At 73.1% G+C, this 15774-nt stretch carries 15 protein-coding genes; 10 read left to right on the top strand and 5 right to left on the bottom strand.

The features are described from left to right. Nucleotides 1-11: 11 nt before the first annotated feature. Entirely contained in the window at nt 12-260 is a 249-nt protein-coding gene (locus tag JQN83_RS02955; RefSeq protein WP_208565435.1) for a hypothetical protein, read from the top strand. Between the two features lie 67 nt (nt 261-327). Continuing rightward, nucleotides 328-687 carry a hypothetical protein gene (locus JQN83_RS02950; protein WP_208565434.1) on the top strand — a complete coding sequence of 120 codons (360 nt, stop codon included), beginning with the start codon at nt 328-330 and terminating at the stop codon, nt 685-687. 643 nt (nt 688-1330) lie between these two features. Here JQN83_RS02950 and JQN83_RS02945 read toward each other — a convergent pair. After that, nucleotides 1331-2767 carry a benzoate/H(+) symporter BenE family transporter gene (locus JQN83_RS02945; protein WP_208565433.1) on the bottom strand — a complete coding sequence of 479 codons (1437 nt, stop codon included), beginning with the start codon at nt 2765-2767 and terminating at the stop codon, nt 1331-1333. 119 nt (nt 2768-2886) lie between these two features. Between JQN83_RS02945 and JQN83_RS02940 the strand changes: the two genes are divergently transcribed. After that, nucleotides 2887-3447, top strand: a complete 561-nt coding sequence (locus JQN83_RS02940; RefSeq protein ID WP_208565432.1) for a helix-turn-helix domain-containing protein — start codon at nt 2887-2889, stop codon at nt 3445-3447. Here JQN83_RS02940 and JQN83_RS02935 read toward each other — a convergent pair. Continuing rightward, complete coding sequence (locus JQN83_RS02935; protein ID WP_208565431.1) at nt 3432-4478, bottom strand: response regulator transcription factor; 1047 nt, start codon at nt 4476-4478, stop codon at nt 3432-3434. The two genes, JQN83_RS02940 and JQN83_RS02935, sit on opposite strands and share 16 nt — an antisense overlap. Nucleotides 4479-4541: 63 nt before the next feature. Between JQN83_RS02935 and JQN83_RS02930 the strand changes: the two genes are divergently transcribed. From JQN83_RS02930 to JQN83_RS02920, 3 genes are all read left to right on the top strand, one after another. After that, entirely contained in the window at nt 4542-5261 is a 720-nt protein-coding gene (locus JQN83_RS02930) for a PP2C family protein-serine/threonine phosphatase (RefSeq protein ID WP_208565430.1), read from the top strand. Between the two features lie 50 nt (nt 5262-5311). Beyond that, nucleotides 5312-6520 (top strand): GNAT family N-acetyltransferase, encoded by a 1209-nt coding sequence (locus JQN83_RS02925; RefSeq protein ID WP_208565429.1) that lies wholly within the window; start codon nt 5312-5314, stop codon nt 6518-6520. Between the two features lie 182 nt (nt 6521-6702). Further along, on the top strand, nt 6703-7452 hold the full coding sequence (locus JQN83_RS02920) for a ZIP family metal transporter (RefSeq protein WP_208565428.1): 750 nt from the start codon (nt 6703-6705) through the stop codon (nt 7450-7452). A gap of 451 nt (nt 7453-7903) precedes the next feature. Here JQN83_RS02920 and JQN83_RS02915 read toward each other — a convergent pair whose 3' ends face one another. Both JQN83_RS02915 and JQN83_RS02910 read right to left on the bottom strand, forming a co-directional pair. After that, the gene (locus JQN83_RS02915; protein WP_208565427.1) at nt 7904-8986 is read right to left on the bottom strand and encodes an NAD-dependent epimerase/dehydratase family protein; all 1083 of its coding nucleotides are present in this window, start codon (nt 8984-8986) and stop codon (nt 7904-7906) included. A 261-nt stretch (nt 8987-9247) separates the two neighbouring features. Continuing rightward, nucleotides 9248-9955, bottom strand: coding sequence for an RICIN domain-containing protein (locus JQN83_RS02910; protein WP_244251566.1), 708 nt, complete (start codon nt 9953-9955; stop codon nt 9248-9250). A gap of 502 nt (nt 9956-10457) precedes the next feature. Here JQN83_RS02910 and JQN83_RS02905 point away from each other — a divergent pair. From JQN83_RS02905 to JQN83_RS02890, 4 genes are read left to right on the top strand one after another with little or no spacing between them, the layout of a single operon-like run. Then, entirely contained in the window at nt 10458-12866 is a 2409-nt protein-coding gene (locus JQN83_RS02905) for a sensor histidine kinase (protein ID WP_307798961.1), read from the top strand. Continuing rightward, nucleotides 12863-13294, top strand: a complete 432-nt coding sequence (locus JQN83_RS02900) for a roadblock/LC7 domain-containing protein (protein WP_208565426.1) — start codon at nt 12863-12865, stop codon at nt 13292-13294. The genes JQN83_RS02905 and JQN83_RS02900 overlap by 4 nt, the downstream gene beginning before the upstream one ends. Further along, the gene (locus JQN83_RS02895; RefSeq protein WP_208565425.1) at nt 13291-13656 is read left to right on the top strand and encodes a DUF742 domain-containing protein; all 366 of its coding nucleotides are present in this window, start codon (nt 13291-13293) and stop codon (nt 13654-13656) included. Before JQN83_RS02900 ends, JQN83_RS02895 begins: the two co-directional genes overlap by 4 nt. Before the next feature lie 19 nt (nt 13657-13675). After that, nucleotides 13676-14230, top strand: coding sequence for a GTP-binding protein (locus tag JQN83_RS02890; protein ID WP_307798960.1), 555 nt, complete (start codon nt 13676-13678; stop codon nt 14228-14230). 126 nt (nt 14231-14356) lie between these two features. Here the strand turns inward: JQN83_RS02890 and JQN83_RS02885 are convergent, their stop codons facing one another. Then, complete coding sequence (locus JQN83_RS02885; protein ID WP_307798959.1) at nt 14357-15763, bottom strand: tryptophanase; 1407 nt, start codon at nt 15761-15763, stop codon at nt 14357-14359. Nucleotides 15764-15774: the final 11 nt, after the last annotated feature.

Genomic DNA, 15774 nt, shown 5'->3' with positions numbered 1-15774 from the left:
AGAGTCCGGCCATGGAGCAGCGTAGGCACTGGTGGAACGGCAAATGGGGACGACTGGCCCGGCGGGACGTGTTCCTCCGGGTCGACGCCGACCGGTGGCACGTCGAGCAGCGGGCCGGCGGCGCGGAGGGCGTCTCCCAGTTCTACGAGCACGGCAGTGCCGACGAGGCCGAGGAGACCGTCCGGGCCCTGCTGGAGGGCACGGACGCCTGGCGGGAGCTGTCCCCGCGTCCGCCCGGCGCCTGGGGCCCAGCGGTCTAGCGGCGGGACGTCCGGCGGTTTAGCGGCGGGCGGCGCAGGGAACCGGGCGGTGATGGAGCAGCAGGGCATGGCAGAGCGGGCGGTCATCTCCCGGGTCACCACCGGCATGCGGGTGGTCGACACCGTCGGGGTCGAGATCGGCACCGTCGACCTCGTCCAGCGGGGCGATCCCAACGCGGTGACCGTGCAGGCGTCGACCGCCGACCCGGGCGGCAGTCTGAACGAGCTGATCGAGTCGGCAGCCGTCGAGGAGCCGGACGTCCCGGCCGACCTGGCGGCCCGCCTGCTGCGCACCGGCTATCTCAAGGTCTCCACCGAACTGGCCCGCACCGGCGCGGTGTACGTGCTGGCCGACCAGATCGCCACGGTCACCGACGACCAGGTACGCCTGCACGTCCCCGTGGGTGAGCTGCCTCCGGAGGAGTGACCCACCCGCCCCATACCCGCCAGGCGACGCCGACGGCGGCCCGGCCGGTCGCCGTGGCACCGACGCGCCGGCGGCATCCGCTCCGGTGCGCGAGCCCCCCACCTCGACAGCGGTCCCGCCGGGCGTCGGTGGCGGTGGGAGCCCGGTGGCGGTGGGAGCCCGGTCGAGGCGGGTACTCGAAGCTGCACCTCGACAGCGATGCCACCGGGGCACCAGTACCTGTTGCGCTCCCTTTCGATCTGACGGCGTCAACGAATCACCGGCCTGAGGCACGGCACCGCAGCGAAGCCGGGACCGGTCGCCCGGGTGAACGGGCGAACGGGTGAACGGGTGAACGGATGGGCCAGGTGGTGAGCCGGCGAACGGGTGAGCGGGCAGCCAGGTGGCGAGCCGGTGAACGGGCAGCCAGGTGGCGAGCGGGCGAGCCGGCAGCCAGCAGGCATGCAGATGAGTCGTTGACGCCGTCAGCTCGAAAGGACGCGCAGACGTAGTTCCCCCTCGCTGAACGGTGGCCGAGAAGGTTCGGTGCGACGCCCTCCTGACGCGGGAGCAGGTGCCGGGAGGGCGGCGGAACCGCGTCGCGTCCCGCCATCCCGGGTGGGGGCGCGGCGGTGGGGCGGTCGGACCGGTCGCCGCAGGCCCGTCAGGTGGCAGGGACGGGCCTGCGGCGACGGAAGAGCAGCAGCATCAGCCAGCCGGCGAGCAGTCCCCAGAACGCCCCGCCCACGCCGAGCAGGCTCACCCCCGAGGCGGTGACCACGAAGGTGACCACGGCGGCCTCCCGGCTCCGGGGATCGGAAACGACCGCCGACGCAGTGGCGGTCGCCGGCTCCGGCAGAGCGGTGGACACCGGTGCCGGCAGGACGGGGGTCGCGGGTGCCGGCAGAGCGGTGGACGCCGGGACGGAGGTCGCGGGAACGAGGGGTACAGCGGAAGCGGAGGGCGTGGCGGAAGCGGAGGGCGTGGCGGAAGCGGAGGGCGTGGCAGGAGACGGGAGCGTGGCGGGAACGAGGGGCGTGGCAGGAGACCGGGGCGCGGGGGGAGACGGGGGCGCGGGGGGCGCGGTCAGGGCCGCGGTGAGGGCACCGGCCAACGCGCCGAGCAGCGCGAGCCCGGCGACCGCCTCGATGAGCACGGGCGGGGAGAGCAGCACCAGCGTGGTCGCCGCGCCGGCGCCGAGCCCGAGCAGCGCCAGGCCGATGCCGGCGGTCACCGAGGCGATCCAGCGCCGATCCGGATCGGGGTGGGCGTCGGGGCCGGCGGCGAGGGCGGCGGTGATCGCGGCGAGATTGACGGCGTGTCCGCCGGTGGCGGCACCGAGCGCACTGGCCAGCCCGGTGGCGCGCAGCGCCGGGGCGAGCGGCGGCCGGTAGCCGAAGCCGCGTAGCACCGCCGTGCCGGGCACGTTCTGCGCGGCCATGGTGACCAGGAACAGCGGCAGCGCCAGGCCGAACACGGCGGGCAGGGTGAACGTCGGCACGGTCGGCGACACCACCGGCCGCAGGTCACCGGGGGTGACTCCCACGCCGGTCGTGGTCAGGGCGATCGCCAACGCCGCCGCCACCAGCGCGGCCGGCACCGCCCACCGGGGGGCGAACCGGTGCAGCACCAGCCAGGTGACGATCACCGGGGCGGCCAGGGCCGGCACCTCGACCAGCGCGCGTACCGGGGCGGTGCACAGCGGCAGCAGCACCCCGGCCAGCATCGCGGCCGCCACCGGGGCGGGGATCGCGGCCACCGCACGGCCGAGGGCAGGGAAGAGGCCGGCGGCGACGATGAGTAGCCCGCACAGCGCGAACGCGCCCACGGCGGCGGGCCAGCCGCCGGGGACCGGCCCGGTGGCGACCAGCAGCGCCGCGCCCGGCGTGGACCAGGCGATGGCGATCGGCATCCGGTGCCGCAGGCCGAGCCAGGTCGCGCAGATCCCGGCGGCGACGCTCACCGTGAGCAGCCCGGAGGCGGCCTGCGCTTCGCTGGCGCCGACCGCCCGCAGCCCGGCCAGCACGACGGTGAACGAGCTGGCGAAGCCGACCACGGCGGTCACCACGCCGGCCAGCACCGGTTGCAACCGATCCCCCACCACAGCCTCCCTCGCGTCCGTTCCCCACCGACGACCCGCAGACCGCCCCGGCGTGCCGGGTCGGGTCAGGTCGCCCATCGTTCCGTTTACGGAACGGCGGCGTGTAGCACCATAGCCGGATGACCCCGCCTCGCCCAGCCCGCCGGCCCCCGCTCGACGCCGACGCCGGGGCGGTCGGCCAGCGGATCCGCGCCCTCCGCGCCGAGCGTGGGATCTCCCTGTCCACGCTCGCCCGGGCCGCCGGAGTCGGGAAGGCCACCCTCTCGGCGCTGGAGAACGGCACCCGCAACCCCACCCTGGAGACGCTCTACGCGATCACCGCCCAGCTCGGCGTACCGCTGGCCGCCGTGCTCGCCGGGCCCGCCGCCACCCCGACCGTGCGGGGCGCCACGGTCGTCGCCACCCTGCTGGAGTCGTTCACCGACACCGACGCCAGTTACGAGCTGTACCGGCTACGGGTCCGCCCCGGCGGGGAACAGGTCTCCCCCGCCCACCGGCCCGGGGTCACCGAACACGTCACGGTCTTCGCCGGGATGCTCCGCGCCGGCCCGCTCGACGCCCCGCTGACCGCCGCCGCCGGTGGCCACCTGCGCTGGACCTCCGACGTGCCGCACGGCTACGCCGCCCTCGGCGAAGAGGAGGTCGCCGCCAGCCTGCTGCTGCGCTACCCCCGCAGCTGACCCGCGCCCGGCACCCGGTGCTGCACCGCCCAGAGCGCCGCCTCGGTACGCGACGCCGAACCGGTCTTGCGCAGCAGATTCGACACGTGCACGGTCACCGTCCGCACCGAGATGCCCAACGCCCGCGCGGCCTGCTTGTTGGACATCCCGGCGACCAGGCAGCCGAGCACGTCCACCTCCCGACCGGTCAGCTCGGCGTCGGGTGGGGCGGCGGGCCGGGGCACGGGCCTGCGCTCCGGGGTCCGCAGGTGCTCCGGCAGTGGCTCACGCACCAACGCCGCCATCCCCCGACCCGCGTGCACGGCCAACAGCTCGGTGAGCGCGTACGGGTTGCCGCCGGTGCGTTGCCAGACCGCGGCACAGACCCGCGCCGGTGGCGGGCCCTCGTCGTACACCTGGGTGAGGATCTCGGCCACCTCGGCGACGCCGAGCGGGCCGAGATGCTGGCGCACCGCACCGCGTACCCCGCAGAGGCGGGCCAGGACGCGGCGGGTGAGGTCCGGTGCGACCGCGTCGGCCGGCGGCCGGCTCGCCACCACCAGCAGCGCCGGCAGCTGCGGCGCGGTGGCCAGCTCGACGACCAGGTTGAGGCTGGCCGGGTCGAGGTCGTGCAGGTCCTCCACCACCAGCACGGCCGGGCCGGCACCCACCAGCAACCGGACGGTACGCACGGCGAGCCGCAGCAGCGTGCCGGGGGCGTACCGCTCGCGCGGCGCGGTCGGCTGCTGCGCCAACCAGGCCAGCGCGTCCGGTGGCAGGTCCAGGGGCCCGACGTCGCGGACGCTGAGCACCGCCGCCAACCAGTCGTAGGGGGCCGGATCGTGCACCCGCGCCGTGCCGGTGAGGATCACCGCCGGACGGGGAGCGAGGCGCTCGACGGCCGCCGCGACCAGCAGACTCTTGCCCACCCCGGCGGCCCCGGTGATCACCGTGACGGCGGGTGCCGACCGGCCCGATCCGGCCACGGTGGACCACGCCCGGTCGAGCTCCGCCAGCTCTCCGACGCGACCCACCATCGACACCGGGATCATTTCTCCCACCCTACGTACTAGTGCGTAGAGACGGAGGGAGGGTGTATCCGGCAAGCTTGACGCATGACGCTGATCCTCCGCTCGGCCATCCTCAACGACGTCGGCCTGGTCCGCACCAACAACGAGGACTCAGCCCTCGCCGGTGAACGCCTGGTCGCGGTGGCTGACGGCATGGGTGGGCTGCCCGCCGGCGAGGTGGCCAGCGAGATCGTCATCCGCATCCTGGACGAGCTGGTCCCGCCCACCGGCACCGACGAGGCCGCCGAGGCGTTGCGGGCCGTGGTCTCCACCGCCAACCGCCGTATCCGCGCCGCCATCTCCGCCGACCCGGCCCGCGAAGGCATGGGTACGACGCTGACCGCCGGCCTGCTCGCCGGGGACACCCTGGTCCTCGCCCAGGTCGGCGACTCCCGCTGCTATCTGCTGCGCGACGGCGAGCTGACCCAGCTCACCCGGGACGACACCTTCGTCCAGGCGCTGGTCGACCAGGGTGCGCTCTCCCCCGACCAGGCCCGCCACCACCCGCAGCGGTCCCTGGTGACCCGGGCCGTGCAGGGGGCGGACGCGCCACCCGCGATCGGCGTGCTGACCGTGTTCGCCGGGGACCGGGTGCTGCTGTGCAGCGACGGGCTCTCCGACTACGTCGCCGACGAGGCGATCCACGGCGCGCTCACCAGCTACCAGGACCGCCAGCACTGCGGCGAGCAGTTGGTCAAACTGGCCCACCAGGCCGGTGCGCCGGACAACGTCACCGTGGTGGTCTCCGACGTGACCGAGGGCTGAACCGGGCCAACCGGGTTGCGGCCGGCCGCCGGCCGGGTTGGGATGGACGGATGCTCATCCGTCGCCTGGCCGCCGAGGAACGACTGACCACCAGCTTCCCGCTCCAGGCGTACGCCTTCGAAGCGTCCCCGCTGAGCCGGGAACGGGTCGAGGCGTTCCACCGTTACCTGCCCTACAACAAGGGCAACCGGACGCTGGTGGTCGAGGAGGGCGGCGAGGCGCGGGCCACCGCCAGCGCCGTACCGATGCGGCAGAACCTGCGCGGCGCGGTACTGCCGATGGCCGGGGTCGCCGGGGTGACCACCCACCCGCTGGCCCGCCGCCAGGGTTACGTGCGCGCCCTGCTGCGTCAGCTCCTCGACGAGATGCGCGACGGCGGGCACCCGGTGAGCGCGCTGTACCCGTTCCGGGCCAGCTTCTACGAGCGGTTCGGTTACGTTGGGCTGCCCCGGGCGCGTACCGCCCGGTTCTCCCCGGCCGACCTGGCACCGCTGCTGCGCGCCGAGCTGCCCGGCACGGTGACCTGGGAACGGATCGGCTCCGGGTACGCCCGCTACCGGTCGTTCACCGAGCGGTGCCTGCGGGAGCGGCACGGCTTCGCGATCTTCCCCGAGTTCCGGGACGTCGGGCTGCGTGACCGGGACGACCGTTGGCTGATCACCGCGACGATCGACGGCAGCGTCGTCGGCGCGCTCACCTACCGGATCGACGACCACGGTGGTGAACTGGTCGGGGACGATCTGCTCGCCGCCGACCCGTACGCGCGCGCCCTGCTGTTGCAGTTCCTCGCCCGGCACGTCGACCAGGTGGAGCGGATCAGCCTCCGGCTCCCCGCCGACGACCTGCCCGAACTGTGGCTGACCGATCTGGCCGTGCACGTCGAGGCCCGGGTGACCCGACCCGGTTCGCCCGCCCCGATGGCCCGCCTGCTTGGTGTGGACGCCCTCGCCGGGCTGCCCGCCGGGCCCGGCCGGGTCCGGGTGGAGCTGGTCGACGACCGTTGGCTCGCCGGCACCCACCTGCTCGACGGCACCTCCGGCCGGTTGGAGCTGTCCTCCGCCGGCCGGTCGGTGGTGACTTCCGGCGTCGCGGTGCCGGCGGTCACGCTCACCGCCGCCGGGTTGTCCGCGCTGGCCTACGGGGTGCTCGACCCGGCCGAGGTGCACCTGCGGGGGCTGGGTGACGTCGGCCCGGCGGCGGCGGCGGAGCTGCGCCGGCTCTTCCCCCGCGCCCTGCCCTACCTCTTCGCCGATTTCTGACCATCCGATCCGAGCCGCGTCCCCGGCCACCCGGATGCCGCCGGGTCGCCGGGCAGCCCGGATGCCGCCGGGTCGCCGGGCAGCCCGGATGCCGCCGGGTCGCCGGGCAGCCCGGGTGCCGCCGGGGCGGGACCGGGCGCGGGTCTGGTTGACGCGCTCCCGGGGCGGGTACGGTCCCCGGAATGCCACAGTGGTTGCAAGCCGGGGCGTGGGGCCTGTTGGCCGGTTCCGCCCTGCTGATCGGGGCAGCCGTCGGGTACTTCGCCCGGGTACCCCGCACGGTCGTCGCGTCGATCATGGCGTTCGGCGCGGGCGTGCTGCTCTCCGCCGTGTCGTTCGAGCTGATCGCCGAGGCGCACGATCAGGGTGGTCTGCTGCCGACCGCGCTCGGGGCGACGGGCGGGGCGCTGGCGTACACCGGGGCGAACGTGCTCCTCGCCCGACGGGGCGCCCGGCACCGCAAGCGGTCCGGCCAGGAGCAGCCCTCCGAGCAGGAGCAGCCCGGGTCCGGGTCGGCGATCGCGGTGGGTGCACTGCTCGACGGCGTACCCGAATCGGTGGTGATCGGCGCGAGCCTGCTGACCGGCGGCCCGGTCAGCCTGGTCACCGTGATCGCGGTGTTCCTCAGCAACGTACCGGAGGGGCTGTCGAGCGCCGCCGGGATGCGCCGGGCCGGCCGCTCCCGCCGCTACGTCTTCGCACTGTGGACGGCGATCACCCTGATCAGCGGGGTCGCCGCGCTGCTCGGCAACACCCTGCTGGGCGGTGCCCCACCCGAGGTACTGGCCACCATCACCGCGCTGGCCGCCGGGGCGATCCTCGCGATGATCACCGACACCATGGTCCCGGAGGCGTTCGAGGACGCGCACCTGCTGGTCGGCCTGATCACCGTCCTGGGCTTCCTCACCGCGTTCGCCCTCTCCCACGCCTGACCCACCCCCTCCGCATACCAAGCCCCGCACCGCGCCACCCCCACCCGCCACGCCCCGCACCGCACTGCCCCACCCCGCACTGCCCCGCGCTGCGCCACCCGCCACGCCCCGCACCGCACTGCGCCACCCCGCACTGCGCTGCGCCACCGCCCCGCACTCGCCAGGCAAGATCGTGCTCGATCCTGGTTGTAGTGGCATCCGAGCGGGCGGAGACCACTACAACCAGGATCGAGCGTGACCTTGCCAGCCGCACGAGCCGGCCACACACGAACAGGACGCACACGAGCCGGCACACACCAACAGGCCGCGCGTGCCGGCCACACCCGAACGGGCCGTACACGAACAGGCCGCACGCAAGCCGGCCACACGAGCAGGACGTGCACGAGCAGGACGTGCACGAGCAGGACGTGCACGAGTGGGTCGGTCCGGTGCAGGGGCGGGGCGTCGCCGGTCAGTAGGGGTCGCCCTGGCCGGGGGCCCGACCCCGGAGCAGGCCGGCGGGGCGGCCGGGCAGGTCGGTGTCGCCGGACATCGGCGGGCCTGCGGTGTGCGCGCCATGGGCCATCCCGGCGAACAGTTCCTTGAGCGCGGTCACCGCGTCGATCCGTGGCTGCCAGCCGAGTTCGGTCTCGGCCCGTGCGCTGGACATCAGCGGTGCGTTGAGTCCCAGTTCGACCCAGCCGGCATCCACCGGTTGCAGCCGCAGCCGCCAGGTCAGCGCGGCGGCGGTACGCAGCACCGGGGCGGCCACCGGCACCGTCCAGCCCTGGAAGTGCCGGGCCACCAGCTCCGGGGTCAGCACCGGGTCCGCGGCGACGTTGAACGCGCCGCGTGCCTCACCGAGGACCGCCCGGGCGTACGCGTCGGCGACGTCGTCGGCGTGCACCGCCTGCATCCGTAGCCGACGGTTGGCCGGTACGAGCGGAATCCGCCCGTACCGCAGCAGCCGCACCGGGGCCAGCGGCCCGAGGAAGTACCTGGTGATCTCGGTGCCCGCGTCCCGTTGGAAGATCAGCCCGGGGCGCAGCCGGACCACCCTCAGCTGCGGGTGTGCCGCCTCGACGGTGTCCAGCATCGCCTCGACCTCGGCCTTGTCCCGGCTGTACGAGGAGCCGGGCACCCCGGTCGCCGGCCACCGCTCGCTGATCGGGTGGTCCTTCGGGCCGGGCGCGTAGGTGCCGACCGACGAGGCGTACACCAGGGCGGGCACCCCGGCCCGGACGACGGCCTCGGTCACCGCGCGGCTGCCGCCGACGTTGGTCCGGTGCAGGGTGCGTTGGTCGTGGCTGGGTTGGATCTGCCAGGCCAAATGCACGACGGCATCGGCCTGCGTGAAGATCGCGGTGAGCTGGTCGACCGCGCCCGGCGCCCCGACGTCGCAGGAGTGCCAGCGCATCCCGGCGTAGGGTGCCCCGGCGTCCGGGCCGGGCAGCCGGCGGGCGACGCCGACCAGGTCCAGCCCCGGTTCCCGGCCCAGCCGGCGCAGCACCGCCGTGCCCACGTTGCCACTGGCCCCCACGATCACGATCCGCATACCGGCTGCGGTACCCGCTGCACCCGACTCCAACCCCGCACCGCATCGCCGACCCCGCACCGCGACTCCAACCCCGCACCGCACCGCCGACCCGCACCGCATCGCCAACCCCGGGGCTGGGGGTCGACCCCGGGGCCAGACCGACCCCGAGGCCAGGCCCAGCCCGCCGTGGCCGCCGGCAAGGGGCGGCGTTCGGTCGACCGGACGCCGCCCCCTCGCCGTGCCGGACGGGGCCCGCCGGCACCGTCTCCCGATCGCGGGTCAGCCGCCGGCCGGGGTACGGGCCGGGCCGTTGTCGACCAGCCGGAACGTGCTCCGCAGCGGCGCGTCGCCCAGCTCCTCCAGGATCAGCCCACGGCTCGGCGAGAACTGGAGGAACGCCGAGTTGTTGCTGATCGCGTACGCGCCCTTGCCCGCGCTCGCGATGGTGAACAGCTGGGCCGACTTGCGGGGGTTGCAGGCCGCCCCCTCGACGGTGAGCGACCCGCCATTGGCCGGGTTGACCACCTGCCAGCAGGCCGGGTCGTCGCTGGCGGGGTGGTTGTCGCGCTTGCCGTACGACTTGATCAGGTATTTGCCGGCACCGGCCGGCGTCGGCACGAACAGTTGGCGTCCGCTGTCGTCGTCGACCTCGACCAGCGCGCCGCCGTCCAGGGACACCCCGGACTCGGTCGACTGCACGCGGACGATGGTGACCTCCCGCTTGCCGGACAGCACCGGGGTCACGCTGGCCGTGGTCGCCGGCTTCCCGGTGGGCTTGGCCGGCGCCGGGGTCGGCGGGGACGTCGCCGGGTCGGCGGGCAGCGCCGTGCCGCTGGGCGTCGCGGCAGCGGACGGCGTGCCGGTGCTCGACGGCGTGGCGCTGCCCGACGCGGCCCCGGTGGGCGTGGCGGTGGTGTCCCCGCAGGCCATCAGCGCCCCGGAGCACACCAGCAGCGCCATCCCGGTAATCCACTTCACCTTCGCCATGCCGTGCTCCTCCACCCGGCCCCGCGGTCGTTCGCGGGGGTCGTCCACCTGAGCTTCCCGCCAGCGGTGATCGCACCGCGGCACACACTGGACGCCGGTGACCGTCCGCCGGTTTCGTGGTGTCCGGAGAAATTCTGCGGGGTGCTCCGGTCGGGCGTTCCCGGCGCGCTTCCGCCCCGCTGCCGTGACACACGTCACGTCATTCGGGTGGGCGTGATCGACCACGGCTCATTCCGAATGTCTGACCAGTACGAATGGCGCGACCGTCCACAGTCGCCGGATTGTGGCCCGGTGCCTGACCGGATAGACGGTAGGGTTGGCACACATCGGCGTCGACCAGTGGCGCAGGACCGCTGGTGTCTATGGCTTGACCAGGATTGGATACGACGACTTGGCGCACAAACAGGCCGACCGCGAAGACCCGCGCCGCGCCTCAGACGATCAGGCCCCCCCGACGACATCGGGTCGGCGTGCCGGTCGACCGCAGTCAATCAAACGACGCGTGATCAGGCTGGTGCTCATTCCCAGCGTCGTCGCCCTGGTCGTCTGGCTCGTCGCCTCCGGCTATCTCATCTTCCAGGGCTTCTACAACCGTCAGGTCGCCAACAGCGTCCGGCAGGTGTCGATCCCGGCGGTGTCCGCGTTGTCGTCGATCCAGCAGGAACGGCGGCTGAGCGTCAGCTACCTGACCCAGCCGTCGCGGGACCTGAGCAGGCTCATCGAGCAGCGGCAGCAGACCGACCAGCTGCTGGCGGCCCTGCGCCCCGCCGCCGACTCGGCGCTGGCCAGCGCCCCGGACTCGATCGTGACGCGGTGGGAGACGCTGGCCGACCTGTTGGACGAAATGGCCAGCGTACGGAGCACCATCGATTCCCGGTCCGCCAACGGGACGGGTGTCTACGATTTCTACAACCGGCTGCTCGACGCCGCGACCGGCCTCTTCGACACGCAGGCGAGAATCGTCCCGGACGTCATCGCCGCCCAGGGTGGCATCGCCGCGACCGAGGCGTTCCGGGCCAGTGACCTGATGTCGCGGGCCGGTTCCACCATTGACGGTGCTTTCGGTGCGCGCACCCTCAGCCCGGAGGACCATCTCGACTTCACCAACCTGGTGGGGGCCTATCACGCCGGCCTCACCAACGTGGCGCCACACCTGGAACCGCAGGCCCGCCGACGCTATGCCGAGATCACCGCGAGCGACTCCTGGAAGCAACTCGTCGCGGCGGAAAAGGCGCTGGTCAGCAATGGGCCCTGGCGTTCCGGGGCGCCCCGCGCGCTGTCGTTCAACCGGGCCCAGTGGGAAACCCTCACCCGACAGGTCTCCGACGATCTGATCAATCTGACCGTGGTGCAGGCCGACACCGTGTCGGCCCGGACGCTGCGTACCGGCAACACCCAGCTCCTGACCGCCTCCCTGGGCAGTCTGATCGCGTTGCTCGTCGTCATCGCCGCGATCATCTGGGCGGTCCGCCAGTCGCAGATCCTGGTGGACCGGGCGCTGTCGGTCCGCCTGGCCCAGTTGGGCCGGGACGCCGAGTCGGTGGTCGACAAGCAGCTACCCGCCATGATGGAGCGGCTACGCCGGCGGGAGAAGGTCGACCTGGCGGCCGAGTTGCCCCTGCAGGATTACGGCAGCGACGAGATCGGTCGGGTCGCCGAGGTCATCAACCGCTCGTTGCAGGCGGCGGCGGGCGCTGCCGTCGACGAGGCGAAGACCCGGGCGGCGGGCATCGCGATGCTGATGGGTGTCGCGCGCCGTCCGCAACGCCCGCTGCAACGCGGTCTGAAGGTCATCGAGGATCTGCAGAACCGGATCGGTGACGAGAAGCTGCTGGCGGAGCTGTTCGACATCAACCACCAGCTCACCCAGACCCGCCGTTTCCTGGAGAACCTCGTCATCCTGGCCGGCGGCCAGATCGGTCGCCGCTTCCAGAACCCGGTGCCGGTCCGGCGGGTGCTGTTGGCGGCCTTCGCGGAGGCCCAGCAGTACCAGCGAATCACGTTGCGCAGCGCACCTGACGTGGCGGTGGTGGGGCCGGCGGTCGCCGGCACCGTCCACCTGGTGGCCGAGTTGCTGGACAACGCGTTGGCGTTCTCCCCGCCGGAGACCACGGTCTGGGTCACCTGCATCGAGGTCAAGCGCGGCATCGCGGTGGAGATCGAGGACGCCGGCGTGGGCATGCGGGCGGACGCGCTGGAACGGGCGAACGAGCTGTTGGCCACCGCGCCGACCCCGGACGTGACGGCGCTCAAGGACGGCGCGCAGGTCGGTCTGCACGTGGTGGCGGAACTGGCCAAGCGGGACGGCGTCCAGGTGAGCCTGCGCGCTTCGGCGTACGGGGGTCTGCTGGCGATCGTGCTGCTGCCCGACCGGGTGATCGCCACCGACCCGTTCCCCGCCGATCTGGACCGCACCGACCCGGGCGTCCTGCCGCTCGGCACGGTCGCCACGGCGATGTCGCGTCCCGGCGTCGGTGCGGTGCTGCCGGTCGGCGGTGGCCGGCGTGAGCTGCACCCTGCCGCCGGGGCCCGGCCCGCCGCCATGGTGGCCACGGCGGCGGGTGGGTCGGTGCAGGCACCGGCCGATCCTGCCGGGGACCGGCAGCCTGACCGCATCGGGGGCATCATGACCGACGTTCCGGCGCAGCGTGGTGCGGTCCGCAGTGGTGCGTCCGGCCCTCAGGTCGCCGACCGGCCCCCCCTGCCGCACCGACGGCCGCAGCAGCATCTCGCTCCCGAGCTGCGCGAGGACGGCCTGCCCGCACCGGCGTCCGAGGCGGCCCCGGCTGCCGTGCGGTCACCCGAGGAGGCCAGGGACCGGTTCACCAGATACCAGCGGGCCTGGGCCGCTGGTCGGGCGGCGAAAAACGGAGATCCAGCCAGCAGAGACGACCAAGGCAGGAAAGTATGACCCACTCGGCACCGCAGAACGATCTGACCTGGATCCTGGACGATCTGGTAGAGGTCCCTGACGTTGTCTACGCGGTTGTCCTGTCCACCGACGGGCTGATCGTGCAGAAGTCCACGTCGCTCCCGCAGGACGCCGGGGAGCTGCTGGCGGCCGGCGCGTCGTCCCTGCACAGCATCGCGGCGGGGATGGGCCGACGGTTCGACAGCGGCCCGGTCCAGCAGGTCATCATCGAGTACGAGGGACGGACGCTGTTCGTCGCCGCCGCCGGCCAGAACGCCCGGTTGGCGGTGCTCTGTGAACAGTCCGTCGACATGGGCACCGTCGCGTACGAGATGAGTCGCCTGGTGACCCGGATCGGCGACTACCTCGGCTCCGAGGCCCGCCTCGACGGCGTGATGCTCGCCGACCGACCCGGATTGAAATCGTGACCCACGACGTGTGGGACGGCGACGACGAGGCGGAGGCCGGCCGGCTCGTGCCGCTCTACATCCTCGTCAACGGGCGGACGAGTCCCCGTAACACCAGCCTCGACCTGGCCACCCAGGTGATCGCCCTGCCGGCCGACCAGACCCGGCTGGAGCAGGAATACCGGGAGATCCTCCAGCAGTGCACCGGTTGGATCTCCATTGCCGAGATCGGCGCCTACCTGCACCGTCCGCTCACCATCACCAAGGTGATGGTCGACGTGCTCCACGAGCAGGGCTTTCTGGACATCGGCTCGCCGGCACAGGAAAAGATCGCCGACCGGTGGCTGCTGGAGACGGTACTCGCCGGCCTCCAGCGGATCTAGACAAGAGGGACTGATACACGTGGATCGGAAATCGGTGAAGGTCGTCGTGGCGGGTGGCTTCGGCACCGGCAAGACGACCCTGGTCGGATCGGTCAGCGAGATTCCGCCACTGGTCACCGAGGAGGTCCTCACCCAGGCCAGCATCGGTGTCGACGACATCACCGGTGTCGAGGGCAAGACCAGCACCACTGTCGCGTTGGACTTCGGTCGGATCACCATCAGCAACGACGTGGTGCTCTACCTGTTCGGCACCCCGGGGCAGGACCGGTTCTGGTTCATCTGGGACGAGCTGGCGCAGGGTGCGGTGGGCGCGATCGTGCTGGTCGACACCCGCCGGCTCGGCACCAGCTTCCCGGCGGTCGACTACTTCGAGCGCCGGGGTATCCCCTTCGTCGCCGCCGTCAACCGCTTCTACGGTGAGTGTCCCTACACCGAGGAGGAGATCCGCGCCGCGCTGGAGTTGGACGAGACCGTGCCGCTGCTGTGGTGTGACGCGCGGGACCGGGCCTCCAGCAAGCAGGCGTTGATCGAGTTGGTGCGGCACGCCCTGGCCCGGTTGCCCGCTACGGCCTGAGCGGCGGGCGGCGGCCTCCGACCCGCCGGGCGGCGACCCACGGCTGTGGTGCCGCCGGCCAGGGCGGTGGTGCACGCCGGCCCGGGCCGTGGGGCCCGGGCCGGAGCCGCAGCGTCGCGGGTGGGGTCAGTCGGCGCTGCCCGCCGCCGTCAGCGGCGTCAACCGCACCTTGAAGTGACGCAGCAGGGGTGGTGACGAGACCACCCGGTACCCGGGGACCCGCCCGGGTTCCTTGGCGATGTCGGCGAGTACGGCGGCCACGTACTCGAGGTGGGTGTCGGTGTAGACCCGGCGTGGGATGGCCAGGCGCACCAGCTCGAAGGGGGCCGGGGTGACCAGCCGGTGCCGGTCGTCCATCCCGCCGAGGTAGAGCGAGCCCAGTTCGGCGCAGCGGATGCCCCCGTCGAGGTAGAGCTGGCAGCCGAGGGCATGGCCGGGGAACTCGTGCGGCGACAGGTGCGGCAGCAGCCGGCCGGCGTTGAGGTAGAGGGCGTGGATGCCCGCCGGTTGGACGGTGTCCACCCCGGCCTCGTTGATCAGCTGGGCCATTCGGGCGGTGGAGGCGGCCCGGGCCCGTAGGTAGCCGGGGTCGACCACCTCGCGTAGCCCCTGGGCGAGCCGTTCGAGGTCGTGGCCGGCCAGCCCGCCGTAGGTGGAGAAGCCCTCGGTGGCGATCAGGTTGGCCTCGCACCGGGCGTGCAGGTCGTCGTCGCGTAGCCCGATGAGCCCGCCGATGGCCGACAGGCCGTCCTTCTTGAGGCTCACCACGCAGCCGTCGGCGAGCCCGAAGGCGTGGGTGGCGATCTGTCGTGGCGTCCAGTCCTGGTAGCCCGGCTCGCGCTGCCCGACCAGCCAGGCGTTCTCGGCGAACCGGGCCGCGTCCAGGAAGAACGGCACCCGGTGGCGGCGGCACAGGTCCCGCACGGCGGTGAGGTTGGCCATCGACACCGGTTGCGCGCCGAGACCGTTGTTGGTGATGGTCATCAGGACCAGGCCGACCCGGTCGCGCTCCGGCCCGGTGAGGGTACGTTCCAACGCGTCGAGGTCGATGTCGCCCTTGAACGGTTCCGGGCTGTCGAGGTCGAACGCGGCCGGGCAGGGGAGGTCCCGGGGTTCCGCGCCGGCCAGCTCGACGTTGGCGTGGGTGGTGTCGAAGTGGGTGTTGCTGAGGCAGAGCTGGCCGGGCTTGAGCAGGCCGCTGAAGAGCACGCGTTCGCCGGCCCGGCCCTGGTGCACGGGGAGGATGTGCGGATAGCCGGTGAGGTCGTGGACCTCGTCGCGGAACCGGAACCAGGAGCGTGCCCCGGCGTACGACTCGTCGCCGAGCGCGGCGGCGGCCTCCTGCGCCGCCGAGGTGGCCCCGGTGCCGGAGTCGGACAGCAGGTCGACGGTGATCTGGTCGGCGCGCAGGTTGAACGGGTTGTATCCCGCCTCCGCGAGGGCCGCCCGCCGCTCCTGCGGGCTGAGGAAGGGGATCGGCTCGACCACCTTGATCCGGTACGGGGGCAACATCTGGTGCAGGTCCACGACCACGGTTCGCTCCT

Origin of the sequence: Micromonospora antibiotica (assembly GCF_017599305.1) — a bacterium.
Classification (GTDB): Bacteria; Actinomycetota; Actinomycetes; order Mycobacteriales; family Micromonosporaceae; genus Micromonospora; species Micromonospora antibiotica.
The sequence above is the reverse complement of the archived record's forward strand: the minus strand, read 5'-3'. Positions and strand labels throughout refer to the sequence as shown.